We start from the raw sequence: 25333 nt of genomic DNA, 5'->3' as shown, positions 1-25333 counted from the left end.
AAAGAGACGTCCTCGTTACCAACTGAGGCGTCTCCTTTTATATACCAAGCACGTTAGTTCTGATTCATTGTCGAAAATATCAACTTGCTTTGCTCAGGCTACACACTATGTCTTAGGCTTCGGCCACAGAGTGTTTTCTCTTTTTCAAGCCCCTCTTCTCAAAGCTTATCCCCACATAAGTCACCACCAACAAGATGACTGTGGCTCCAAGCAGCATCGCGCAGGCCATATTGACACTGATTGCCGTGTTATTCAATAACGTCAGGATCTCCCCGTTTACGATTTTCGGTACATTCAAGTACAAAAACGGAGAAAATTGGGCAAAATCGCCCAGCTTCCAGCTCGCCAAGTATCCAGCCAGGCTGATCAAGCCCGTCAAAGCATATACAACAAGCGGCTGACGTGCAACCAGACCAATTACATTGGCAAGTGCGATGAGAAACAGGGTGGCACATACATAGAGCAATAAGGCCTTCAGCAAATACTCACCAAGCGGCATGAATGTATAGCCGCCCTCGAATGCCCGGTTGCCGGTGAAATCAAACGACTGCTTTTCGTAATTACTATGGTAGCGGAGGACTGGGTACATCCAGTCACCGAACCGGTTGAATAACGTTCCGACGAGTACAACGAATAGGAAAACGACCATAGCGCTGCCCATAGCGACAACTGAGGCATGAATTGTTTTCCCAAGGAAAAGGGAACGCCGCCTGACCGGCATTGTTTCCAGCAAATGCAGTGTTGGCCGTTTCCCTCGTTCGCCGGAGAATCCTGAGCCAACGAGTAAGATCAGAAGACACATTGGAATGAAAAACAGATAATCCCGGAACACCATGTAAAGCGAGAATAAGCCGCTGTGATCCATATTGCGGTACAACTTTCTACTCCATTCCTTCGCTTTTCGGTCCTCTGGCTTCCATTGTTCATGGATGTTCGTAATGTACGAACTCGGAAAAACCGGCTTGATGTTGTGTTCCTTCATCCATTCCTTTTGAAGGATAGCCGCTTCGTAACCGAAAAAGGTCTCGGGAATTTGGACGCCTTTCTTAGATTCTGCCACCATCTCCAGCCTTCGTTGATCCTCGAATAGCTGATAGTCATACATCGGCGCCCACTTTTCTTCCTTATAAGCGGCAGCTGCCGTGGCTGCAAGCGCCGCTTTTTCACGCGCCTCTGCAATCATATCATTGTATAAATCGATATTATGTCCATAGATGAGCTCGCCGTTCTCTCCATTTTGATTCGCTTCCTCAATTGACTTCTCTGTCTCCCTAATCCTCTCCTCGAAAAATGGTATCAGTTCGTTTTCAGTTTGAAGCGGAGTGTTAGCGATCTTGCTAATCGTTTCGCTCTCCTTCTCCTTCACCTGCTCTGCAAGGAATACATAGCCGGCGACAACCGCTATGGCGAGCACAACCATTATCTGGCCCAGCAAACCTCTGCGTTTGGATTTCCGCCATTCAAACGCACTCATTGTCAGAGCAGAAAGGAGATGATGCGGCCTTCCTTTCCTGAAAGGCTTTAGTTCTTCCGCCGCTTTAAACAATCCTCGTGTTCCCTCCCGGAGGAAAATGGCAATTGAAATGAGCAAAGCGCACCAAAGCAATGCAGATATAGCATAGATCCACAATGGATGGTCAGGATACTCAGGTAAAAAACGGTTGCCGCGAAATAACTGAAACGGGTTCCAAGGTACTTGGAGCATGTTCACAGTTTCTGTCAATACAACACCAAGCATCGTTAAGAAGCCGGTTAACATCACAGTTGAAAATGAACTTCTCAGCTGCGTGCCCATTATGAGCAAGAACGCGAAAAGAAAAGCACTTGCCCCGATGAACAACAATGCGAGACTCCCCGCATATTGCCATGCTGGGATTATGGTGAAGGCGTCGCCTGTTTCCAGGAATACGGGATAATTCCAATCATTGAATGAGTCAGCAAACAATGACGGAACTGTCCACCCTATTAGGAATACAATCACCACGTAAAGAAATGTGACCCATAGGAGACCGGCATACTTGGAAAAAAGGAATGATCTTCTCAATACCGGCTGCGTTCGTACCGTGAGTACAGTCTGTTGCTCTTTTTCAATCGTGTAAGCGCTTCCGAACAAGAGTAGAAGCAGCAACAGCCCGGCAGGTCCTAGCAATAGCGTTGCCAGTTTATTTAGTTGCAGGAGCGGAGAAATTGGGTATGTTTCGTTAGCATACGGCAATTGATGCTCAATCAGATATTCATTTTTCATGATAGCCTTCTCTCGTTCCAGACCTTGCAACTTACTAAAGGAGCCGCCAGCCCCCTCGAATGTCTCTAAATTCGCCAGAAACTCCTTCTCCTGCTCAGGAATATCTCCCCAGCGCTTTTCATAAAGCGCGCTTTTCCAATGAAAGATAGCATTCGCCATATTGTTCAAACTAGTAAACTGATCCCTTTGTTCTTCCGTCAAGCTGTTCTCCCGGTCAAGCGGTCTCAACTTTGCATATAATTGATCGGTCTCCATGACAATCGGAAAAATTTTTTCTTCCGCTTCTCTGACCATTAAATCCTGCTCTAACAAGTTTTGATAAAAGACCCACCCAGCACACAACAAAACGACTAACAGCAACCAAATAAGCTTCTTCTGCCGCCAAATCTTCTTCAGCTCAAACTTCAACAAGCTCATTGGCCTTCGTCTCTTCCGTGAAGATTTTCCGGTATCGTTCCTCGGAACCGAACACTTTCTTGTCGATATCGACTATCGTGACACCTTGGAACCCGAATAAGCGCAACACCCGATCTAGTTCAGCATCAGCTTGATAGACATGCAACCTCCCACTGATGTTTTCAAAAGGAATAGCTGCTGCCAGCAACGCTCGTTCCGCCTCTTCCGGCTTATCGACCTGGATCTGATAGCGGATCTGTTCAAAGGCGGACATATCTTCTTGAATCAAATTCCCCTTCTTCAAGAACAAAATGGATGAAGTTACTCGATCGATTTCCGCCAAGTTATGCGAGGATAATAGAATCGTCGTTCCCTCCTCACGCAACGCCAGCAACAACTCCCGGACTCTGATGGCACTCGTCGGATCCAGGCCATTCAACGGTTCATCGAGAATCATCAATTTCGGTTGATTGACAACAGCCATTGCCAGCAAAAGATGCTGCTTCATCCCAAGCGAATAGTTCTTCACTTTCTTATTTAAATAACTTGTGATGCCAATCCGTTCTGCGGTTTTGAGCAGCTGTTTCTTTTTAAGTCCCTGCACATCGCAAATGAACTGCAGATGATCGTAACCCGTCAAATAGTCATACAGCACTGTATTGTCCTGCATAAAGGAAATCTCACGGAAGATGTTTGGATCCCGGTTGTTCTTTCCTAAGACAGTCACTTCCCCTTTGTCTGCCGGCAATAAGTTTGTAATAATATTGAGCAACGTCGATTTCCCCGACCCATTCGGTCCGACGAGCGCGATAATTTGAGGCTCTGCAAGTTCAAAAGTGATCCCCTTTAACACCTGTTCCTTGCCGTATGATTTGTACACATCTTTTACTGATAAAATCATTTCCATCCCCCTTACAAATCAGTTACTACCATCCTACCATAATTTTGAAGTTAACGGGTGGAATTTTTAGATAATTCATCATTTAAAAGAAGTATTAGTTAGATTACACAAATAAAATCGTTGATATATACACTATAAAAGTAACCGTAATCCCACTTAATATAGTTGAAAAAAGAACAGTCTGTGCAGCTAAATCCGGACATACATCATATTCCAATGCAAGGCTCGAGCTATTACGGGATGTAGGGAATGAACTTGCTATAAAAAGGGATTGGGCTACAATGCCATCCAATCCGATGAGAAAAATCAGCAACAATGAAACAGCCGGCCCAATGACCAGCCTCCCAATACTGCTAACGATAATGGTCCGATTAAATATTGTGCGGATTTGAATCTGTGCCAACTGGGCTCCCAACAAAATGAGAGCAATCGCCAAAAACGCATCTGACAGATGAGAGATTGGAGTCCAAAGAAAACCTGGAATGGGTACATGCAGCCCATTCAGCAACCCGCCGAGAAGCATTGCGTGAAGGACCGGCATTTTCAATAAAGACTTGATAATTTCCCATCCCGATTTCGTTGCAGCGATCAAATTATAGAGACCATATGTATACGTTAAAATATTTTGGAACACCATGACGATAATTTGAATGGATATGCCAAGAGGGGTCGCTTGAAAGAGTAGCTGGCTGACTGGTATTCCATAATTTCCTGAGTTAATTAACGAAATGCTGTTTTTAAAAATGGCCGCTTCTCCTTTTTCTAATCGCAATATCTTGCTCAGGAAGCCAGTAACCAAAATGAGCAACACGCTAAACACCACAAGGTAACCGATAATTTCAAGCAGTACTTGGCCATCAATCTCTGTCTCATACAAGTTAATAAAAACAGCAGCCGGCATTAAACAGTATGTTATCAAATTAGAAATGCCGCGTAAGTTGAATGAAAACTTCCGTTGTAAACCTGCGCCAATTACAACAAGAAGTAAAATGGGCACAATCACTTGAATAAAAATAGTTCCGATAAACATGGTGACCTCCAATGATACGGTTTTCTGAATTCTCTTCCTTTGAGTATACAAGAAAATAAGATTCCGAGGGTTCCCTCTCTTGATTACATTGACCATAAATAAAAAGAGACAGACTCGACGGATACGAGTTTGACTCCAATGACAGCTTATCAACTTTCTTGATATTCCTTCATACTCCTCTCGATAACAGGCTTGCTTAACGTAACAACTACAGTCACTAAAATGACGATAGCGGAAAATAAATTCACAGGGAAATAGACACCTTTTTCATATAAAAGTCCATAAAGAATCGTGCCTATCGGAATGAGAACCATGGATAAGGCGCTATTCATGGAAAAAACCCTGCCTTTATATTCATCCGGAACGGTCTTTTGCATGTAGGACGACAAAGGAATGGAGATAAATTGAAAGACCCCTGCCATCATGAACCCCACAAATGCCGTATATACCATTGCCAAGGCCGTCTTGATCTCATAATAAACTGGAAGTGTAAAGGAGAGTAAAAAGATCGCTACGATGAGGAAAGCATATTTGATCACGTTAAGCGGATTATGAATTTTCACTTTCGATAAGAGAAGGCTCCCGGTTAACGCGCCGAATCCAAAAATGGCACCTACAATTCCAACCTGATAAGGGGTAAATTTCAGCTCTTTAATCATAATGGTTTCTGGCAATACACTAAAACTGGCGACACCGACAAAGTTGATAATTACTGATAAGATCACTATTTTTTTCAGAACCTCTGCTTTCTTAATGTAGTGATAGCCAAACGTGATTCTATTTCCAAAACGCTTGAACCAATTTGCTGCCCCTTCTTGTTCGACTTCATATGTTTGTTTATCAAATTTCAAAAAGACATTCGAAAACAAAGAGATTAGCTGCATGATTAAAAATATGACAATCATCTCTTGCAAGGACAGAAAGCCGTAGATGACTCCTGCCAAAATCGGTCCCAGCAGTCCAATCGTCGTTCTGTAAGTCCCAATTTTTCCTAACGTCTTTTGGATGTTTTCCTTATCAAAAAGCTGGGTCAAGCTTGCGTCGAACGCATTTCCGATAACCGGGGTGATAATCGATCGAATAGCCGTGATGAGAAAGAGCACATAAATATGGAAACCGAACACACCAATATAAACGGACAAGAACAACAGGGTTAGAGCGGAAAGCGCCTCAAAGGTAATGACAATCGTTTTCCGGTCTTTACTGTCGACGAGTACGCCCGATAGAGGCAAAGCAAGTATCGCGCCAATACTTAAAATGGCAGTGTTAATTGAAAAATAAAGTGCTGACCCCGTTTCCTGCAAAATGAAATATGAAATCGCAAACGTGTACACTGATCCCCCCAACGAAACGACAACTGTGCTCAGTATATAAATAAAATAGTTCTTCCTCATTTCCCCAAGCCCCCCCTTTTGAATTTTCAAGCCCCCATTATTTCAAATTAATTAACCAGACAACGAAATACCCTCCTTTCAAAAGTTAAATTTAATTTAACAAAAGAATAGCATGTTCCCTCTTCCATTACAAGCGAAAGTTAAATATAATTTAACTATATAGACGGAGGAGAGGAGAATTAACTTTGAGTACTTTAGGTGATCGAATCCGGTCGCTGCGAAAACAGCGGAAATTGACATTGGAGGCGTTGGCTGGAGATAAATTGACAAAGGCAATGCTCAGCTATATTGAGAACAATAAGGCAAAGCCCTCGATGGAAAGCCTTTCATATATCGCAGGGCGGCTTGGTGTGGAAGTGTCCGAGCTATTGGAAGAAGTGAGTACGCAGGAATTGCGGGATGTAGTGAAGAGAGTAGAGAAACTTCTCCATAGTACGGAGGAAGATAAACACTGGCAAATTATCGGTTTGGTCGAACCGTATGTAGACAGATTACATAATGGATACGAAGCCTCAAGACTGTTGGAGATCTATAGCCAATCCCTTTATTACGAAAAGAAGGACGGCTGGAAAGCATGGATGGAGAAGGCTGCTAACCTGTATGATCAACTGAATCTAACAAGCCGCCTGGCAGCCATCGGCATTTTCCAGGCGATGGTGACGTTTAGGGAACATAAATACGAGATGGCCTTAGCAAAGTTATTGGACGAACGATTGAAAATGGAAGAGCGGAATGGTCTTGCGGAGCCCCTTACCCGCCTGGATTTTGATTATGTAGAGGCACTTCTTCAATTCGCTGTCGGGAACGCCGAGGAAGCAATGCGGGCCATGAACGAAGGGATTGAATTTTCAAGAGGACTGCAGATCTTCTATCGCCTTCCCCACCTGTATCAGCTGGCGATCTTCAATGCGCTAATGAAAGAGGAGAAAGCCTCCATGGAGTATTATGAGGAGAAAATTCTTTTGTACGGGGAACTTGCTGATGATCGAGACGCAATCCCTTTTATCAATTACATTACTATCCACTACTTAACTTCTTACAAAAAAGCATATGCAAAAGCGCTGGAGCTTGTCCAAGCACACCAAGCCGAGTATGGCGTCGACGAGCGGCATACGACCTATTCTTTCATGGAGGAGAAAGGAAAAGCGCTGTATGGACTTGGAAGATACGAAGAGGCTCTCGCTTGTTTAAATAGAGTGAGCATCCCTGATTATGCACATCATCCTTTCGACTTGTCTATCCTATACGAGAAGGATGCATATGCGGCGCTATGTCATGTCGCCCTTGGGAATGAAACGGATGCGAAACGATTGATTTCAATAGCGGTTGAGAATATTTCAAGCATGCCGCACACTCGTTATAAGGACTTTATTATGGAGACATACGAGTCAATTTGTCAGAAGTGATAGCTTCCAGTATATTGTTTGCACAAAAAGGCAGCCCCTCTACAGGAAGCTGCCTTTTCATTACGCGGCTACTCTTTTGCTCTTAGCATAAAATCCAAGGAGACCCATCAGGAACAAGAAGCAGCCCAAGATGCCTAATGCTACCGCACCACTTTGCAAACTAATGTCGGGATTGAAAGCAATTGCAGCAAGCTCACCATTCAGCACACGGTGCATGTCCACATACGTAAATGGATTATAAGCGACTGTAGGGATTACTTTCATACCACCAAATAGGATAGCCCCTGTCACAAGGGCTGTAATGATTGGGTTACGGATAGCGAGCGCAAGTAGGAAGTACAGGGAGTAGACGACGAATGTCAGAATAACGCCCAATAAGAGGACTTCCTTTACATATTTGCTGACCGGGATGAAGTGAAACTGATCTTTATCCGGATTGAGTGCGTTATATTCACTGCCGTACGGGTTAGGCTCTCCTCCTTCATAAATGAGAACAGGATACTTTGCGCTGCCTATTCCATTGCCAAACTCACCACTTAGAATGATAGCGCCAAGCATCATGCCAACAAAAGCGATTGTTATTATCAAACCGCTAAAGTATTTCGTTAGAAAAATGGTGGTCCTTGGCACCGGCTGGACGAAGTGAAGCTGCATGCTCCTTTTCTTCTTGCCATTTTCTGATGAGACGCTGTTTGCAAAAAGGAAACAGCCGAACAATATGATGATAGGTATGAGGAACTTCGGGACCAGGCTATAAAAATAGGTAAACCCGGTGTCACCATAACGAGCCGTTAGCTGTTCCCACGCAGTTTGTGCTCTTCCGGTGAATTGATCGTAAATGGTTGGATGCAGTAAAAAGAATGATGTTGTTTGTACAACTGGATCAACTCTATTTTTCTCCAGCCATTGCAGCTCCTCCATTGTCGCCCGCAATGTGAATGACTGAACGAGCTGATCCTCGACACCGAGACTCCCCCTGTCGGTAAGAAAGACATCTAAATCGACGATCACTTCAGCAAGAATTGGTTCCCAATTCCTGTTTGTATAATCAACAATAAAACGTTCCTGATTTTCGATAGATTGTTTGAACCTTTCTATATGGCCTTCCAAAGCAGCTGCCGCCTCTTCATCGCCCTGTTTTTCAGCAGCGGCTTTTTCAGCTTCCGCATCCTCTATATACAAATGATATTGGCTAATCGTAGTTTCCTTTTTCTTTATATTCCCCGCGCGCATACTATCAGCTACCGAGAAATGATAATACGAAAAAGTGAGAATCGAGAGCAACGACAAGGATGTCGCTATCCAAATCGACTTTTTCTTCATCAGCTTTTTAAGCTCAAACGTGAATTGTCTCATTTTGCAACCCCCCGCCTTTGATTACTCCACATCGCAGCAAACAAGAGGACAATCGAAACAATAAGCAGAACAAGTATACCGCCAGGATAAAAGGCTGGCTGTGAAAGAATTACCTGATTTCCACTTACATATGTAAAGGGATTTAGGAATACATCCATTCCATTACGCGCCAGCATCCATCCTCCTGTAAAGAGTGCTGTAATGATGACACTTGAAACAATCGTCTGCCTGAATCCGAAACCGATCAAAGTCACCATGGCTGTAGCAAAAAACAGGGTACCAGCACTGTAGAGAACCGCTTCATTAATATAGGAGCCTACACGCATTAATTCCCCTGATGTAAGCAATAATGGATAATCAAAGATCTGTTCTCTCGTTTCCATCACGAGGTTAGGAAGCAGATAGGAAAGAAGTAAGAAATAGACGAGCCAGGACATAGCCACCAGCAGCAAAGAGATAAACTTGACGAGTACAAGCCTCCATCTAGGCACGGGGAACGCGTACACCATTCGCATATTCCGGTCTTCAAACTCTCGCGTAATCGATATGCCCAGCAATAGAAAAAGCACGGTATAGCCAACCGGATTGAGGACAAGAACCATCATCTGCTTCATGAATAATGGCGGTTGGTTAGAACGGTCAGGATCCTCCTTTGGCAAACCGAGCGCCAACAGCTGTTCGTTAAGCCTGATCGTATCCTCCAGATCGGCGTGGCTCATCGTGTATCTCCCTCGTGCATCTTTATAAGCCATTGCACTTCGAGACACTTCAATTTCCCCTTGCAGTTCGTCTTCCCATAGACCCTTACTAATAGAATCGATCAGCTCATTCAGCTTGTCTTGAAGATCAAGACCCTTATTTAATCGGAGCTCCAGCTCTTCACTCGGCTCGTCCTCCATCATCATAAGATCCGTTCTGTTTTGACTACTTACGTCTTGCAGATGATTTGAGAATGACTCAACTTTTTCAGCAGTTACCATGTCCTGTTGAAGAACGTTGCGGATGAATATCGCGCCAATTAATAGAAGTGTTCCTGCTGCAAGGAAGAATAGGAGTCTCGTCCGGGTCATTTTCTTCATCTCGAATAACAGCTGTCTCATAGCGATCCCACTTCAAATACTTCTTCATACCGCTTTTCTGATCCAGTAATCTCCTTCTGCATATCAAGCACATCGACATCCGACTGTTGAAAAAGATCCAGGAGGGATTGAAATTCATGTGAACCTAGAAGTATCCGAAAACCAGATTCCGTCTCATCGAAAACAAAAGCCTTTTCTGTGAGCAGTTCCTTCAGAGGGGATTTCTTCTTAACTGTAACTTGGTAATACACTTGCTCGTATTGATCCATGTTTTCCTCAATGAGCTTTCCATCTTTCAGAAAAAGGATTTGTTTCGTGACCCGATCGACTTCCGATAGATTATGAGAAGATAAGATGATGGTCGTTCCCTTATCAGCCAGCTCTAGCAGAATTCTCCTCATCATAATCGCACTCGTAGGATCCAGACCATTCAGTGGTTCATCGAGCAACAGCAACTTCGGCTCGTTAATAATAGCCATCGCAAGCAAGAGATGCTGTTTCATTCCAAGTGAATAATTTCCCACTGTTTTGCGTAAATAATTTTCCATACCAACGTAACTTGCCACTTCCCGGATACGTTTAGCCGGTATTCGATGCATATCACAAACATATTTCAAATGATCATAGCCAGTCAGATAGTCGAACAAGACTGTATTGTCCTGGAGAAACGAGACCTCCTTGAAAACCTTATAATTCTTATTCGACTTACCGACCAGCTCCACGCTTCCGGAAGTGGCAGGGATTAAGTTCGTCACGATATTCAAGAATGTCGTCTTTCCAACACCGTTCGGTCCAACGAGCGCCCAAATGCCGGGAGAATCGATTGTCAGGGAAATATCCCGCAACACTTGCTGCTTTTTGTATTGTTTAGAGAGGTTCTTTATCGCTACAATCACTAGTAATCACCCTTTTCCTTTATTGAATATGCGAGTGGATAGATTCCCAACGTTCAGTTATACTGTCGGTTTGACACCATAGAATTGTTTATACATCTCTTCCAAATTACGCTTACTTCGATTAACGGATTGAATGCCCACTCCATTCCTTAAGAGCCACTCCAGGTAATTCTCCATATTCTCTTCAGGGTCTGTCAGGATTCTGTTATGGAGCAATTGATAGGGTAGTCCGCTTTCCGCCATCATTTCAGCCAATTTCGTTTCATCAGAAATGTTTACTTCAATTTCATATGGCTCGTTCACATCCAGCTCCATGTCGGTTTTGTACAGTTTTCCGTCTTTAATGAACCAGATTGTACTTGTCAGATCCTCCAAGATATCCAAATTGTGAGTTGACACAAGAATACTGATCCCTTTGGCTTGCAGATTGCGGATCAATTCTTTTAATTCAATGGTACTTGTCGGATCCAATCCATTGAAAGGTTCATCCATCAAAATGACGAGTGGCTTCGTTAAGATGCTCAGCGCAATTAGCAGATGCTGTCTCATGCCGTAAGAATAAGATTTAACGGGCTGATTGACATAGGTGCGAATCCCAATTGTATCTACAACCTCATCGATTTTCTTCTTATCCAATCCATAGATGTTTGCCACAAAAACCAAATGGTCGTAACCCGTCAAATGCATATATAGATAGTTATCACTCGGTAGAAAAGAAACATATTTAAAAAAATCCGGGTTTTGATTTGAGATGCCTTGGACTGCGACTGATCCACGCTCCACGTCTTCTAATGCGAGGATGGAGCGCATTAAAGTGGACTTTCCCGCTCCATTTGGGCCAACGAGTCCAATGACCTCCCCTGCCTTCATTTCAAACGTAATGGCTTGTAAAACATTCCGCTTCCCATACGTTTTGGTAAGTTGGTCGACTTGTAAAACGGTCATGAACTCATCCTCCTCTTCCTTCCTGATACCCATCCTACAATGAACAAAAGAAGCCCAGTGGCGAATAGACTAATGCATCCGTTGATGAAGTTTACCTGCGTCGAGCTTGCCACAATCGACTTCCAGCCATCGACAATGTTCCATGTATCGAAGTACACGAATGGATTTACATACATGAAAGGAGTAGCTATATATTGATTGGCCACAAAGTAGCCGAGAAAACTTACTAGCAACGTAATAATGATCGTGGCGTAATGATTTTTCAGCCATCTTCCCACCAACGTAAATAAACCATTTAGGAAAAAGACTTGACCCATGACAAGGATTCCACTTTTCAATATAAGCACGAGCAAACTTTCGAAGGAAAAATTAACATTATCTTGGTTTGAATAAAACATACCATCAGTTGAATTTCCGCCTTCCCCACCCTCACTTGTTTGCAATGTAAGAGTAAAACTATTATCATTTCCCGAATTGGCATAAACCAATATCGGGTATTGGGATTCTCCGGTTCCACCAATAAGAGAACTGATTAAAAAAATGCTCCCGGCGCTTATTAGAAGCAATCCATAAGCGATCATCATATTGTAAATCCACTTATTCAGATAAATGGATCGTAATAAAATCGGCTTCGTTTTTAAGAAATGAATGGACGGAGTGGGTCGCTGTTCTTCTGACAGACTCGTCCACAGCAAGAGAATAAACCCGCCAAGCGCAAGCCACATCACATTCCAATCGAATAACTTATAAAACGTAAATAAGCCGCTATTATCATATTTTGTGTTCCGCTCCTGTGAGGCTTTCAACAACTTGTAACGATCGAAGTCCGTTGCAACGCTAGGATCCTGAAAGTGAGAAATCCACTGATCTCCAATCGGCCACGGTGTGATGCCTTTCTCTTCTAAAATATGCCGTTGTTCTTCGGAAGCCATTACCGTTACAGTCCAGAAGGAACGATCGAGCTCTTTATAGGATGTATATGTGTTTAGCCTATTCATTGTTTCACGATACGTATCGGAAAAGTCGGGGGAATGAATATCTTTCTTTAACTCTTCCAGCACGTTATATTCATAGACATAACTATCAATCATTTCTACATAAGGATTCTCTTCCTCAAGCTCCGTTTCTTCCTCATCGGATTCTTGTAACCTGATTTCTCTTTCTGTATCAAACTCGTCTGAAAGGACTTTCCAATGCAGTTGCTGTTCAATCAGGATATTCTGCAAGTCCTCAATGACTTTCAAATAGGTAACAGGCAGCTTGTCATATTGTTGATTCACAATAATAAAGTTTCCACCCATAATACCGATCAGTAGAATCAATGAAAAAAGCAGATGACCTTTTCGTTTCTTCTTAATATGCTCAAATTGTAAAAGCTTCAACTTGCCTTTCGGTTGGTATTGTTTCTTCGTTGAAGAAGATGCCTTTATGCGTAAAGCCAGTCGCCTACTTTTGAAAATCGGATAAGAAACAGCCAGAAGAATAAGGAGTAAGACGAACATACCTAGTAAAAAGGCTATAAAACCATGAGCTGGCAGCAAATTGCTCTCGAACGAAACGATTAAATGAATTGGGTTCCACATAAAAAATCCCAATTGCGCTTGTACAATATAAGCAACGGTAAGTGACAATCCAACCGCCGCAAATACCGCACCAAGCGGAAATCGCATCTTAAAAAGGCAGAGTGCCAGCACTGCCAGCAATGAAACAAAAATCCCCCAAGCGATCGGGAGGTACAGTAACCACTTCCAAACAGGCACCAATATTGTTTCTGCTCCGTTAATAACTTCGATCGGAAAATGGATGGTATCAATATTTCCAGTCAACAATGCCGGCAATAAAGATAAGATACTTGCCACAGCTATGTAACCTAATATGATAAGGAGAAACGGAAATAAGTAACCATAATAGATAGTGGTGTTTGATAAGGAGTGGATCTTTAAGAAATCAAATATTCGATTCTGTTTATCCGCTACATACTTGTAGCTAAAGATGAGTAGGAATAAGAAGGCGGTTATTGGACTGAATAAGAGAAAGAAAACTTGCTTTGCAAATAATGCTGTTGTAGATGGTGTTTTTTGTTCTGTAAAAGGTAACTCCTTATCCTTTAAAATTTCTACTTTTTTTTGTTCAACCTGCAATATAGAAACATTATTGTAGTTAATAAAATTATAGTTTACATATTCTTCATATTCCTTTAAGTACGCTAGATTTTCGAAGGAAATGTTTAAATCATTATCAGATAGTTTATCTACTATCTTTTTAAGATATTCCTCTTGAAGCAATAGACTATCTAATGCATTCTGTTGCTCTTCAGGCAGGCCGATATTTCGTTTCTTATTTAGTGTTTTGCCAATTAAAAAATTGACAGTTTCTTTCCGACTCTCAAAAGTTTCCTGTAGCTCTTTTTGGGTACTCTCAGATTGCATGCCGTTAATTGCCTGGAAAGATACTATGAATAAAATAATTGCAAGTGGTAGCATATAGATATATTTACTTTTTATAATTCCCTTTATAAAAAAGTCGATAACTCCCTTCATCCTATACCCCCAAGACCATTTAAATTAATATTTTTCTATCTAGTCTCTATCAATTACAAAAATCTCCTTTAAGTAATCCCTTCAGAGCGCTGAGGTCTACTTAAAGGAGATAGATATTAATGTGAAAGAGTCACTGTTTAATCTTCTAATTTTGTTTCCACAGGTGCATAAGGACCTACAGAAATATATCCAGAGAAAAATGAATAGTTCCCAGAACTATCTGCAAACCCACGATTATAAATATATCCCGAATAAGTTTTTCCGTTTCGTGTTTCAGTTACCCACATGGATTTGGAATAAGTAAATGGCACTGTTCTACTAACAAAAATTTCATCTGCTGCTGGAGAAACTACTGGTTCAAGATTTTCAGCAGCTTGTACATTTGATCCCTGTGTCGAAAAACCAAATCCTAAAGCAAGTATTAGACTTAAACTAATCACTTTAAATTTCTTCATAAAGCTATTCCCTCCGTTTTATATGGTTTTTCCAGTGAAAAAACACGGAATATCGGCCGATAATTCCTATAATTCAATCATTCCATATAAAACCGCATAAATCTATATCTTTTTTTTGCACAAATATCTTGAAGAACTTCTGGTTTTAGTAATGAATTCTAGAGAAGATTGTACAAATATATGTTTACCTTCCTTCCCCGTTGCTACCTCCTAGTACTTCGGGCAATTCTTCCCTCTCACTACTCGCATTCAACTCAGTATTTCCACTAAAACAAAGCAAAACAATAAGCATTGCCCATAACCATTTTTTCATTTAATTCAACTCCCATCTAGAATTAATTCGTAATAGTAAACTGCTTTTTTATACTTCCCCTTACCAGCATAAAATTTTGCAAGTCGTTTCGCGTAATCTTTCCATTCAGCTTCATTACACCTTCTCATAAAGACATCAATAGCCGTCTTTAATGCATGTTCCAATGCCTGTACATCATTATTACATAAGGCATGAAAAACATTGAAATGTGTTTCATAATACTCTCTCTTTTTCTTGCTCAATTTAGATAGTAGATGATAACCTTTGTTCAGCCAACGAGAGGTGTTCTCATACTCCTTTCTTCGCTCATATTCAATAATTAATGATAGGATAGTATACATTAATTCAAGCGGCTTCTCCTTATAGTTGATGGCTTCTTTAAAATGATAAATAGCTCTCTCTGTCTCTCCAACTTCCGAAAAAACATCCCCTATGTTTTGGTGTACAATTCCTAAGAATGATCTCTGACCATTTTCTAGACAAATCTGTTCAGCGAGTTCGAACGTGTCAAGCGCTTTTAAAGGCTCTCCATTCTTTTTATGAGCAATGCCGCAAACAATATGGCATTCTACAACTCTCCTTATCGCCATGATGGATTGAAAATAATGGAGAGCTACCATTGCCTGTTCTAACGCATTATATGGATCCCCATTTGCAATAAATGCCACTGATTGGGCATAAGCAAAATCCGCACGTTCATACGATGATAATTGCAATCTCTCCATTCTTAACGTTGCTTCCGCATATACTTCTAAACATTCTTGAAATTGACCATTCGTATACAATGCCATTCCCCGCATTTGATAAATACGGAACATTTGAACAGGAGTCAATTCAGGTTGCAAATTAAAATAAGCAGATAGGCTATGCAAAATGTCATTGCCGTTTCTTACAACAAATTGCATTCGTAAAATCAATAATTCCAAGTTTATGCGTGTATGAAAATCAAATTGACCATTCCTCAGCACCTCAGACATTTCACAAATTAATATAGAAGCACTCTCACCATCTCGAAAATTCACTGCTCGCGCACAACGATTCTCAAAATCTGTCATGCCCCTAATTTCATGTTTTTCCTCTGTTAGTACTAACCCTAACCGAGCCTCCAAGAGAGATTTAATATCATCACTTACTTGTACTTTTCCATTCTCTATTCTGCTTAAATGGGATGTCGAGCAAATCCCTTTCGCCAACACCTCAAGCTTCAAATTTTGTTTTAGACGTTCAAGTTTAATTAATGCTCCTACCGTCATAATAATCACCTTTGGTTATAATTAACAATAGGTTACCATGTAAATGGAAGGAAGTGAAGAGAAACTCTAACATTTTTCATACTAGTAGAAATAAGGTGATTAATTTTACAAGAAACCCTGGACTCTATTCCAATTAAATGAAATAATCTAGCTAACTGTAAATTAATTAGAAAAGAAGGGCCGCTATGAGAAAACATAAAAAGTGGGTCATTGTTCTCGTCCTCTTGTGCAGTTCGCTGGGTATCTATTATTTTTCCTCTACCAATTCATGTATGCGGAATGCCCCCTATTACAATTCCTTTTTATTCGTCACTCAGCCGCTACCTAATAGTAATTTTGAAGTGAGTCAAAATGTAAGTAATGAAGCGGTTGATAAAAGTGAATACAAGCGTTTTAAACAGACGGAAAAAGCGATGAAGGAGTTTGGAAAGTATGTGCCGTTGACAAAAGATGAGCCGTATCTTGTTCAATGCACTTTTGGAGAAGTGACATATTCGGATGGGGAACCGGTGCAGTTTACGCATTATGTTGAGTATCGGGACGATATTAAAATGGATATCCGTAAAGGGGCTAATTGGGAATATGACAAGATGCTTGTGTTCGCAATGTATTATTATCGTATCAGTAAGGAACCTTTCGACTATTCTTTGGAAGACTCGGGACTAGAAGATGTTAAGACCATTCGTTTAGATGATGGAGTGGAAGCACTCGTTACTCGAAATCTAGTGGAATGGAAGGATGATCGGCATTATTATCAACTCTTTATTAGAAACGGTTTTTATTCCGATACCGAGTTAGCTTTTTTGGTCAATTCCTCTAGGACCAATATTAGTAATGTGCCTGAATGGGTGAATGAGATTAAATGAACTTGGTTCTAGAACAAGCCACAAATTCGTTCAACTACATTTTGCGGCTTGTTCCTATCATTCAGCCTTCTGGCCAACCGCTCCAAATGTCCAGTTTATTGCCATCTAAATCGTATAAATAAAAGTTTGATCCGCATTCCTGCAGATTTTGTATCTCTGTTACATTGACTCCATTCTCCGATAATTGCTTGTGCAGTTCATAAAGTGACTTCACTTCCATGGTGAGGATACATTGTTCCTGTCCACCAATTTCTGTGAAGTTAGCATGGATTGGTTCTTTGGCCTTTATTAAAAATAGGGATTGGCCAGATTCCAGCGAAAGCCGGGCTTGTACGGCATCCGGTGCAGTTGGTGCTGAAATAGTTAGGTTCAAGTTGGTTTGATACCATTCCGCTGATGCAGCAGGGTTTTGGACAGGCAAGTAGACCGTTTCAATTCGTTTTACGACTGTTTTCATGACAGCCACCTCCCTTTTCATTTTGAATCAGGATAAACAGATCGATCTCAATATCACTACCGTTAGCGTTCATCGCAATAGTCAGTACCCGTCTCCCCTTTGCAGGCAGTAGATGTTTCATAGCTTTTTCATAATAGCTTTATTGCCTTACAAATAGGAACACACCCACCTCCTCCTGGCATTCACACTTCAGAAAGTTGACTGTAAATTATTGATTTACCCCCCTTTCTACTGCCTCTTATTTCTCTATTCAAACAGGAAACCCTTCTTTGACAAAAAAGCAGCCTCCCCATGTAAAAGGAAAGCTGCTTCTCTCTTTATCCGATATGATAGCTCTATTTCACATCTACCATCTCTAAAAACTGCCGTGTCCGTTCATTCGATGAGTGATTGAAGAACGTTTCGGGATCTGCGTCCTCGATGATACACCCTTTGTCGAGCATGATGACGCGGCTGGCGACCTCTCGGGCGAATTTCATTTCATGTGTCACGACGACCATTGTCATGCCTTCATTTGCAAGGTCCTGCATGACTTGTAAAACTTCCCCTACGAGTTCAGGGTCGAGTGCCGATGTCGGTTCGTCGAACAAGAGCGCTTTCGGTTCCATTGCCAGAGCTCTGGCAATCGCAACCCGTTGTTTTTGACCGCCTGACAGCTTGTTCGGGTAGACATCCGCCTTGTCAGACAAGCCTACTTTTTCAAGCAGTTCGCGCGCAAGCTGTTCTGCTTTGGACTTGTCCATCTTTTTGACGATCATCGGCGCTTCTATAATATTTTCGAGTACGGTTTTATGCGGAAACAGGTTGAAATGTTGAAAAACCATTCCGACTTCCTCGCGTACCTTTGGCAAGTTATCCTTCTTCCGGTCGATTTTCCGGCCATCGATGAAGATGTTGCCCTCTTGCGCCTTTTCAAGGAAGTTCAGGCAGCGAAGCAACGTACTTTTCCCCGAGCCGCTGACGCCGACCAGTACGACCACTTCGCCTGGGTGTATCGTCAGATCAATTCCTTTCAGCACTTCCAATTTGCCGAATCTTTTATGGAGATTCTCTGTCTTAATCATGTTGTTCCCTCCTTCACGATTTCTCGACATTCAATTTGTTCTCGTACAGTCGGAGCAATCCGGTAAAGATGAGAACGAGGACGAGATAGTAGAGTCCGACAACCATGAATGTCTCAAATGGCATGAAGGATGATGCCGCTTCGCGGTTCGCCAATCCGAACAGCTCCGTAACGCCAATGACATAGACGAGGGATGAATCCTTCAGCGTAATAATGAATTGATTGCCAAGTGGTGGAATGGCACGGCGCAATGCTTGCGGGAAAATGATCCGCTGCATCGCTTGGCTCCGATTCATGCCAAGTGCCAAACTTGCTTCCCTCTGCCCCCGGTCAATTCCTTGGATGGCTCCCCTGAAAATTTCAGCGATGTAAGCCCCGTTATGGACGCCAAGCGCGATGGCCCCCGCCCAAAAATTAGATAGGACGATGATCGATGTGATCCCATAGTACAAAAACATGATCTGAACGATCAGCGGGGTTCCCCGAATGACCGAAATATAGATATTGGCAATTGCCTGCAAAATTTTCGATTTTGATATTTTCATTAATGCGAATAAAATCCCTAAAACAGTTCCCAATACTAATGCAACAGCTGTTAATTTTAACGTGACGAGTGCCGCTTTCAAGAAGCCTTCGTACGTCCGCATGAATACTTCATATATAGTTACTAATGTTTCTGGCACGGGTCACACCCTCTTTCCATTCACAAGTCTTTTGTTATTCAAGTAGTTCCGCATCCTGCAAGTCAAGTTCCAACAGATTTCGCTTGAACCATTTTTGGGAAATCTCTTCGTACGTACCATCATCGATGATTTCCTTCAATGCTTTATCAATTTCATCACGTAATTTATCATTATCTTTGCGAACGGCAATGGATGGCTGTTCGACCCAAAGCGGATTGCCGACTTCTTTAATAGCAAACCCATTATCCTTCGCTTCAAATCCGACGATGTCAGAGGTAATGACGGCATCCAGGCGGTCTTTTACCGTTAAGTCTTTCAATGCGACAACATCACTGCTGTAATATTGAATATCATCGGAAAGAGTTTTAGCCGGTTCTTCATAAGTCGATTGCGCGACGACGCCAATCTTCTTACCTTTCAAGTCTTCCGGAGACGTGATGTCAGTGTTGTCTGCAGATACCCAGATCATGCCTCCTGAATAATAGTAAGGCTCTGTAAATGCGGCTTGTTCCGCCCGCTTTTTGGTGTAGGCCATCGACCCGATGATGGCATCATATTTTTTGGCGACCAAGCCTTGCAGGATTGTCTCAAATGGATTTGTTACCGGATTCGGCTCCAATCCCATTTTTTCAGCGATCGCTTTACCGATCTCTACGTCAAAGCCCGTCAGTTCCCCATTCTCTTCAAAGTTAAAAGGTTTATAAAGTCCACTTGCGGCATATGTCAACTTCCCTTTATGTACGAGCTCATAGCCTTCTTCTGTCGTAGTTGCGCTCCCCTTATCCTCTTTTTTTGTTCCGCACGCCGTCAGCACCAGCATGACCGCGGCTAAGATAACTACCCAATTCTTCATTTTACTCATGATGAGTCTCCCCTTTTTGTTCCGGCATTTCACCGTTTTTTAGGTCACTAACTCACTTTCCCTATTGTTCTCTGACTAAACATATAATTTTTGAGATTGTTTTCTTCGCAGATATTTAGGGAAGAAGGGCTTGTAAGAGTTTCATTGAGTGAATAGTAAAAGTGAGGTGGAGCAAATGCCAGTGAATGGGAACCGGGATGAAATCTCACGAGCGCTCATTCAGCTGCTGAGAGAAGGAAACAAAGACAAATTCAAAAAAGCAATTGAAGAGCTGCCTCCGTTTGAGGTTGCGGCCCAATACCGCTGTCTCCCGAAAAAGCGGCGTCCGCTATTTCTTGAAATCATTAGCACGGAAAATGTGGTTACGCTGCTTCGATATTTAACAAAGAATGAGCAACTGGATGTGCTGAAAATAATTGGCCCGAAACGTTCGTACGATTTGCTCGATTTGATGAAGAGCGAGGATTTGTCCTATCTGCTGTCTGACCTGCCCGATAAGGAAATCGAGCATCTGATTGCAGAATTGCGACAAGAGGAAAAACGAGATATACGAAAGATGATGAAGTATCCGAAACGTTCGGCCGGAAGAATCATGACGAGCCGCTATGTTTGGGTGCATCAATCTTATTCCGTGGGAAAGACCATCGATAAACTAAAGAACTTCAAGGAGTTCGCCCACTATTTAAACTACGTCTATATTATTACTGACGATAAAAAACTGGCCGGCGTCTTATCCTACCGGGATTTATTGCTCGCCAAACCGGACGACTGCGTGAAGGACATCATGACATCAGATGTAATGAGTGTACACGAGACGACCCAGCAGCGGGATGTTGCAAAAATGATTGGGAGATATGATTTTGTTTCCCTTCCGGTAGTGAACGATCAAAACGTTCTCGTCGGCATTATTACAGCGGACGATGTACTTGATATTGTCGTTCGGGAAGCGAATGAAGACATCGAGATGCTGTTTGCCTCAGGTAAGTCAATCGATTTTAATACACCTCCATTCATCGCTGCGTATCGCCGCTTGCCTTGGCTCATACTTCTATTGTTCATTGGCCTCGTCTCTGGAAGTATCATTTCTAAATTTGAAGATACATTAGAAGCAGTCGTCGCATTGGCCTTTTTCATGCCCATGATTGCAGGAATGACCGGGAATACAGGAACCCAGTCGCTCGCTGTCGTGGTACGGGGACTCGCCTCTGATGACATGGATTTGAAGAGGGGATTGAAACTGGTCTTCCGAGAACTGATTGTCGGCGTTCTTCTCGGGGTCGTCTGCGGTGCCGTCATTTCTGTCATCGCTTATATTTGGCAAGGCAGCTTCACTCTCGGCCTCGTCGTCGGTTCTTCCCTCGTCGCTACGCTGATCATCGGTACACTCGCTGGAACCGTCATTCCACTTATTTTAAATAAATTCAAAGTGGACCCCGCAGTGGCATCCGGACCGTTGATCACAACCATCAACGATATCCTGTCATTGCTCATTTACTTTGGCATCGCTACGATGTTTATTTCAAAACTGATGTGAGATCGTGAATGCACACGCAAAAAGGAGTCCCGCGAACGGGACTCCTTTTCATCTACAGGTAGGTAATATGTCAACAGGCTTTCACCTGAAGGCACTCATTGTGCTGTTTCTTCCACTTTCGAACGCATCGTGCCATGTTCCATAAGATTCAAATGCCAGGAGAATGCCTTTTCAAGGACATGCGGCGTATGCCCGCCACGCCCGAGCGCTTCCTCGTAATATGCCCAAAGGGGTTCACGATAGTCGGGATGCGCACAGTTCTCGATGATCAACCCGACTCGCTCCCGCGGGGCAAGCCCACGTAAATCAGCATAGCCGTGTTCTGTTACGATGACATCAACATCATGCTCCGTATGGTCGACATGTGAAACGAACGGCACGATACTCGAGATATCGCCGCCTTTAGCGACTGACTTCGTCACAAAGATTGCAAGTCTGGCATTTCGTGCAAAGTCGCCGGAGCCACCGATGCCATTCATCATTTTCGTTCCGGTCACATGTGTTGAATTGACATTCCCATAAATATCAAGTTCAAGCGCTGTATTGATCGAGATCAAGCCAAGCCGGCGAATAATTTCCGGATGGTTGGAAATTTCCTGTGGCCGCATGACAAGTTTGTCTCGATAGTTTTCAAAATTAGAGAAAACCTGTTCCATCTTCTCTTGTGACAATGTAATGGAAGCACATGACGCAAAACGGACTTTTCCGGCGTCTATCAAGTCGAATACAGCATCCTGCAACACTTCGGAGTAGACTTCCAGCTCCTCGAATTCAGAGTGCAGCATCCCATGAAGTACCGCATTCGCCTGTGACCCAATACCGGATTGCAAAGGTGCCAGCTTATTCGTCAATCGTCCCGCCTTTATTTCTGAACGGAGGAATTCGAGAAGATGTCCCGCCATCATTTGCGTCTCTTCGTCAGGCTGCGTGATGAGCGAAGGGGAATCCTGCTGATTCGTAAAGACGATGCCTTTGATTTTTTCCAGCGCTACAGGAATCCCAATTGAACCGATCCGGTCATCTGTTTTAGCCAACGGAATCGGCTGACGTTCGCCTTGCTTGCCCGGATCGTACAGGTCGTGGACGCCTTCCAATTCCGCAGCATGCGCTAAATTGATTTCAATGATAACTGACTTTGCATGCTTGGCGAACGAATAAGAATTGCCGACGGACGTTGATGGTATCACCATTCCGTCCTCCGTAATTGCAACCGCTTCCAATATCGCGAAGTCAATCGAGTCAATAACATTGGAACGAATCCATTCAGCCGTATGCGATAAATGATGATCGCAGAATAGCACATCCCCTTCGTTAATGCTCCTGCGCATTGCCGGCTCCGCTTGGAAAGGCAACCGCTTATGTACAATTCCCGCTTCCGCAAAAAGCTTATCAATATCCGAACCAAGGGAAGCTCCTGTGTAGACATTTACTTTAAATGTTTCTGTTTCCGCCCGTTTTACTAACGCCATTGGAACTGCCTTGGCATCACCTGCCCGTGTAAACCCGCTGAGCCCAAGCGTCATCCCGTCCGAAATCCATGATGCTGCCTCTTCGGGGGACACGACCAAGTTTTTCAATTCATCGATTCGAATCCGATCCATTTGCTGCCCCATACCGCCTTGCCCCTTTTCGTAACTTTTAGATAATCGTAAATCTATCGTACCGCAACCGCTTTCACGATAGTGGAATGGAGCGCATTTAAGGAAATATGAAGACGAAAAGGGACAATTTCAGGGTCAAGCAGAAGATTTTTGTTTTGATGGCCTGCAGGCGGATTGAGTAGGTATTCGTTTCAAAAACCGCCGCAGGAGGGTTAAGGATTTTTAAAACCCGAGCATTTTCCGGAAGTAGCTGGAATAGGATTGACTGACCGGAATCTTTGCCCCGTTCGCCATTCCAAGCACAAACGTAGAATGGGTATCGGGATAGATCTCTTTTATGTGATGGACATTCACAATGAAGGAACGGTGGCAGCGGACAAACAAATCACGCGGCAAACTGAACTCGAAGTTTTGAAGGGAATTCTTATGCGTACCTGTCAGCTGATCCGCAATGACATATGTTTTTCGGTCCTTCACTTCAATATAATGCACATCAGCGAACGGAACAGGGACCCAGCCATCTTGCGTCCGGATTGTAACGACGGACTTCCCTTCCGTAAACGCCGGATAAATCGCAACAACGCACCCGGCCAGCTGGCCTTCCTGATGGAACGGCACCGCCATCCCCTGGTAAGGGACTCCGAAGACATCCCGCTGGATAAACTCGGATACCCGCTGATCCTCGTGAAGCGCCTTGTACGCAATCGTACCTTCTTTTACCGGATCGCCCGGTTTTATTTTTAAATCGACTCGCTTACTCGGCCGATAATAGACATATTCCTTCGTATTCGCCACGACGATGGAAATCTCGTCTGCGAACAAATCCCCCATGACATCTAGGAGGGCCGCATGATGCAATGTTTCCATTTGGATAACTCCTTTTCCTCTGAACCTATACAAATAGTATAAATTCACTTGTCAAAGAATCAAGCTCTCACTTATAATAAATTTTAATCAATATTTTGATTTAACTGAAATGACTGTAGATAAGGGGGAATGACGATGCATATTCGAGACTTGACGCTGGAACGTTTAGCAGTGGCAACGGTTTCTATTGAAGAGACTGTAAAAGATGCATTGAAAAAAATTAATGAGACGGGGTACCGTTGCATACCAGTTGTAGACCGGCAGGATGCCTACAAAGGAATGCTATACAAAGTGGACTTGATCGAATACCTGTACGAAGAGAAAGGGGATGAGCAATCATCCATCGATTCTCTCGTTAAGCATGCGGATATCTTTATTACAGAAGACGAGTCCTTCTTAAATGCACTTTTGCAAATTAAGGCATTGCCATTTATCAGTGTCGTAAAAGACGGGAAGCTATTTGGCATTTTAACACACAATAAAGTCGAAAGCGTACTGGAAGATGCGTTTGGATTAAAAACAGGCGGCATTAACATCACCCTCGCTTCAACAGAGGCAAAAGGAATGATCAACCGTCTGACGAAAACCCTGCGTGACGACAATATCGAAGGCTTGCTGACACTCGATAATGGTTCCGCCCTCGCACGCCGCGTTGTCATTACTCTAGAAGATACACGAAGCGATGAGGAAGTCGCCAAACTTCGTGAAAAGCTGGAGAAGAACGGTTTCCGTATTCTGCAGGTTTCCAGATTGAATAAAAAATAAACATAGAGAAGCGCCATCCATTTATTTGGATGGCGCTTCAGACTGTAGACAAAAGGGTTGGAAATCAAATTGATTTCCAACCCTTTTCGTGTTTTTTTAGTGTTTTTTTGCGAGAATGCGTCCTAGCACTGTTCTATTTTCCTTTTAATTACGCCACGGCTGGTGCTTTCCATGTCCAGCTGGCCAACTTCTTAAGATTTAAGGCAGCAAAAGTCAGCATCGCCTGCATGGACAATTTTTTGAGACCCCGGAGGGTTGTCCATCGCATGCCATGCTTTTCTTTGGCGTCTGCAAAGACACGTTCAATCGTCTCTTTGCGCTTCCCGTATATCTCTTTGATCTCATGGTGATGTCTCAATTCTTCCGCTACATCCAGGTAATCCTGCCAGATATGTCGTTGAATGATTTTCTGCTGATTCTTACTCT

23 protein-coding genes are annotated in these 25333 nt (G+C 42.9%); 4 read left to right on the top strand and 19 right to left on the bottom strand.

Annotated features, from left to right (window positions below):
- Window positions 1-112 precede the first annotated feature (112 nt).
- The 4 genes from L7D49_RS06760 to L7D49_RS06745 form a co-directional block, all read right to left on the bottom strand.
- Window positions 113-2662 carry an ABC transporter permease subunit gene (locus L7D49_RS06760; RefSeq protein WP_238080082.1) on the bottom strand — a complete coding sequence of 850 codons (2550 nt, stop codon included), beginning with the start codon at window positions 2660-2662 and terminating at the stop codon, window positions 113-115.
- Window positions 2643-3542: an ABC transporter ATP-binding protein gene (locus tag L7D49_RS06755; protein WP_238080081.1), complete on the bottom strand. Its 900-nt coding sequence runs from the start codon at window positions 3540-3542 to the stop codon at window positions 2643-2645. The genes L7D49_RS06760 and L7D49_RS06755 overlap by 20 nt, the downstream gene beginning before the upstream one ends.
- A gap of 103 nt (window positions 3543-3645) precedes the next feature.
- Window positions 3646-4572 (bottom strand): AEC family transporter, encoded by a 927-nt coding sequence (locus L7D49_RS06750; RefSeq protein WP_238080080.1) that lies wholly within the window; start codon window positions 4570-4572, stop codon window positions 3646-3648.
- A gap of 149 nt (window positions 4573-4721) precedes the next feature.
- Entirely contained in the window at window positions 4722-5966 is a 1245-nt protein-coding gene (locus L7D49_RS06745) for an MFS transporter (protein WP_238080079.1), read from the bottom strand.
- Between the two features lie 185 nt (window positions 5967-6151).
- Between L7D49_RS06745 and L7D49_RS06740 the strand changes: the two genes are divergently transcribed.
- Window positions 6152-7372 carry a helix-turn-helix domain-containing protein gene (locus L7D49_RS06740; protein ID WP_238080078.1) on the top strand — a complete coding sequence of 407 codons (1221 nt, stop codon included), beginning with the start codon at window positions 6152-6154 and terminating at the stop codon, window positions 7370-7372.
- 60 nt (window positions 7373-7432) lie between these two features.
- Here the strand turns inward: L7D49_RS06740 and L7D49_RS06735 are convergent, their stop codons facing one another.
- From L7D49_RS06735 to L7D49_RS06705, 8 genes are all read right to left on the bottom strand, one after another.
- A complete protein-coding gene (locus L7D49_RS06735; RefSeq protein WP_238080077.1) occupies window positions 7433-8728 on the bottom strand; it encodes an ABC-2 family transporter permease in 1296 nt (431 codons plus the stop codon).
- Window positions 8725-9828, bottom strand: coding sequence for an ABC transporter permease subunit (locus tag L7D49_RS06730; protein WP_238080076.1), 1104 nt, complete (start codon window positions 9826-9828; stop codon window positions 8725-8727). Before L7D49_RS06730 ends, L7D49_RS06735 begins: the two co-directional genes overlap by 4 nt.
- Window positions 9825-10703, bottom strand: a complete 879-nt coding sequence (locus tag L7D49_RS06725) for an ABC transporter ATP-binding protein (protein ID WP_238080075.1) — start codon at window positions 10701-10703, stop codon at window positions 9825-9827. Before L7D49_RS06725 ends, L7D49_RS06730 begins: the two co-directional genes overlap by 4 nt.
- 57 nt (window positions 10704-10760) lie before the next feature.
- Entirely contained in the window at window positions 10761-11648 is an 888-nt protein-coding gene (locus tag L7D49_RS06720; RefSeq protein WP_238080074.1) for an ABC transporter ATP-binding protein, read from the bottom strand.
- Window positions 11645-14188, bottom strand: a complete 2544-nt coding sequence (locus L7D49_RS06715; RefSeq protein ID WP_238080073.1) for a cytochrome b/b6 domain-containing protein — start codon at window positions 14186-14188, stop codon at window positions 11645-11647. The genes L7D49_RS06720 and L7D49_RS06715 overlap by 4 nt, the downstream gene beginning before the upstream one ends.
- Window positions 14189-14325: 137 nt before the next feature.
- Window positions 14326-14643 (bottom strand): hypothetical protein, encoded by a 318-nt coding sequence (locus tag L7D49_RS06710; protein ID WP_238080072.1) that lies wholly within the window; start codon window positions 14641-14643, stop codon window positions 14326-14328.
- A 184-nt stretch (window positions 14644-14827) separates the two neighbouring features.
- On the bottom strand, window positions 14828-14956 hold the full coding sequence (locus tag L7D49_RS20195) for a hypothetical protein (protein ID WP_269135887.1): 129 nt from the start codon (window positions 14954-14956) through the stop codon (window positions 14828-14830).
- 5 nt (window positions 14957-14961) lie between these two features.
- Window positions 14962-16209, bottom strand: coding sequence for a helix-turn-helix domain-containing protein (locus tag L7D49_RS06705; RefSeq protein ID WP_238080071.1), 1248 nt, complete (start codon window positions 16207-16209; stop codon window positions 14962-14964).
- Window positions 16210-16394: 185 nt separating this feature from the next.
- Here L7D49_RS06705 and L7D49_RS06700 point away from each other — a divergent pair, with 185 nt between their 5' ends.
- The gene (locus L7D49_RS06700; RefSeq protein ID WP_238080070.1) at window positions 16395-17075 is read left to right on the top strand and encodes a hypothetical protein; all 681 of its coding nucleotides are present in this window, start codon (window positions 16395-16397) and stop codon (window positions 17073-17075) included.
- Between the two features lie 61 nt (window positions 17076-17136).
- Here L7D49_RS06700 and L7D49_RS06695 read toward each other — a convergent pair whose 3' ends face one another.
- The 4 genes from L7D49_RS06695 to L7D49_RS06680 all read right to left on the bottom strand — a co-directional run bounded on the left by L7D49_RS06695 (window position 17137) and on the right by L7D49_RS06680 (window position 20140).
- The gene (locus L7D49_RS06695; protein WP_238080069.1) at window positions 17137-17532 is read right to left on the bottom strand and encodes a VOC family protein; all 396 of its coding nucleotides are present in this window, start codon (window positions 17530-17532) and stop codon (window positions 17137-17139) included.
- A 335-nt stretch (window positions 17533-17867) separates the two neighbouring features.
- A complete protein-coding gene (locus L7D49_RS06690; protein ID WP_238080068.1) occupies window positions 17868-18596 on the bottom strand; it encodes an amino acid ABC transporter ATP-binding protein in 729 nt (242 codons plus the stop codon).
- A gap of 13 nt (window positions 18597-18609) precedes the next feature.
- Window positions 18610-19242, bottom strand: coding sequence for an amino acid ABC transporter permease (locus L7D49_RS06685; protein WP_238080142.1), 633 nt, complete (start codon window positions 19240-19242; stop codon window positions 18610-18612).
- Window positions 19243-19312: 70 nt separating this feature from the next.
- Entirely contained in the window at window positions 19313-20140 is an 828-nt protein-coding gene (locus L7D49_RS06680) for a transporter substrate-binding domain-containing protein (protein ID WP_238080067.1), read from the bottom strand.
- 175 nt (window positions 20141-20315) lie between these two features.
- On the opposite strand from L7D49_RS06680, the gene mgtE reads away from it, so the two are divergent.
- A complete protein-coding gene (gene mgtE / locus L7D49_RS06675; protein ID WP_238080141.1) occupies window positions 20316-21674 on the top strand; it encodes a magnesium transporter in 1359 nt (452 codons plus the stop codon).
- A gap of 95 nt (window positions 21675-21769) precedes the next feature.
- Here mgtE and L7D49_RS06670 read toward each other — a convergent pair whose 3' ends face one another.
- Both L7D49_RS06670 and L7D49_RS06665 read right to left on the bottom strand, forming a co-directional pair.
- Window positions 21770-23287 (bottom strand): acetyl-CoA hydrolase/transferase family protein, encoded by a 1518-nt coding sequence (locus L7D49_RS06670; RefSeq protein ID WP_238080066.1) that lies wholly within the window; start codon window positions 23285-23287, stop codon window positions 21770-21772.
- A gap of 210 nt (window positions 23288-23497) precedes the next feature.
- On the bottom strand, window positions 23498-24142 hold the full coding sequence (locus L7D49_RS06665) for a LytTR family DNA-binding domain-containing protein (protein ID WP_238080065.1): 645 nt from the start codon (window positions 24140-24142) through the stop codon (window positions 23498-23500).
- Between the two features lie 135 nt (window positions 24143-24277).
- Here L7D49_RS06665 and L7D49_RS06660 point away from each other — a divergent pair, with 135 nt between their 5' ends.
- On the top strand, window positions 24278-24907 hold the full coding sequence (locus L7D49_RS06660) for a CBS domain-containing protein (protein WP_238080064.1): 630 nt from the start codon (window positions 24278-24280) through the stop codon (window positions 24905-24907).
- 148 nt (window positions 24908-25055) lie between these two features.
- Here L7D49_RS06660 and L7D49_RS06655 read toward each other — a convergent pair.
- On the bottom strand, window positions 25056-25333 hold a 278-nt coding region (locus L7D49_RS06655), incomplete at its 5' end, for a transposase (RefSeq protein ID WP_238079837.1).

Origin of the sequence: Sporosarcina cyprini (assembly GCF_022048975.1) — a bacterium.
In the GTDB taxonomy this organism is placed as follows: domain Bacteria; phylum Bacillota; class Bacilli; order Bacillales_A; family Planococcaceae; genus Sporosarcina; species Sporosarcina cyprini.
This window is presented reverse-complemented; position numbering and strand designations above follow the sequence as displayed.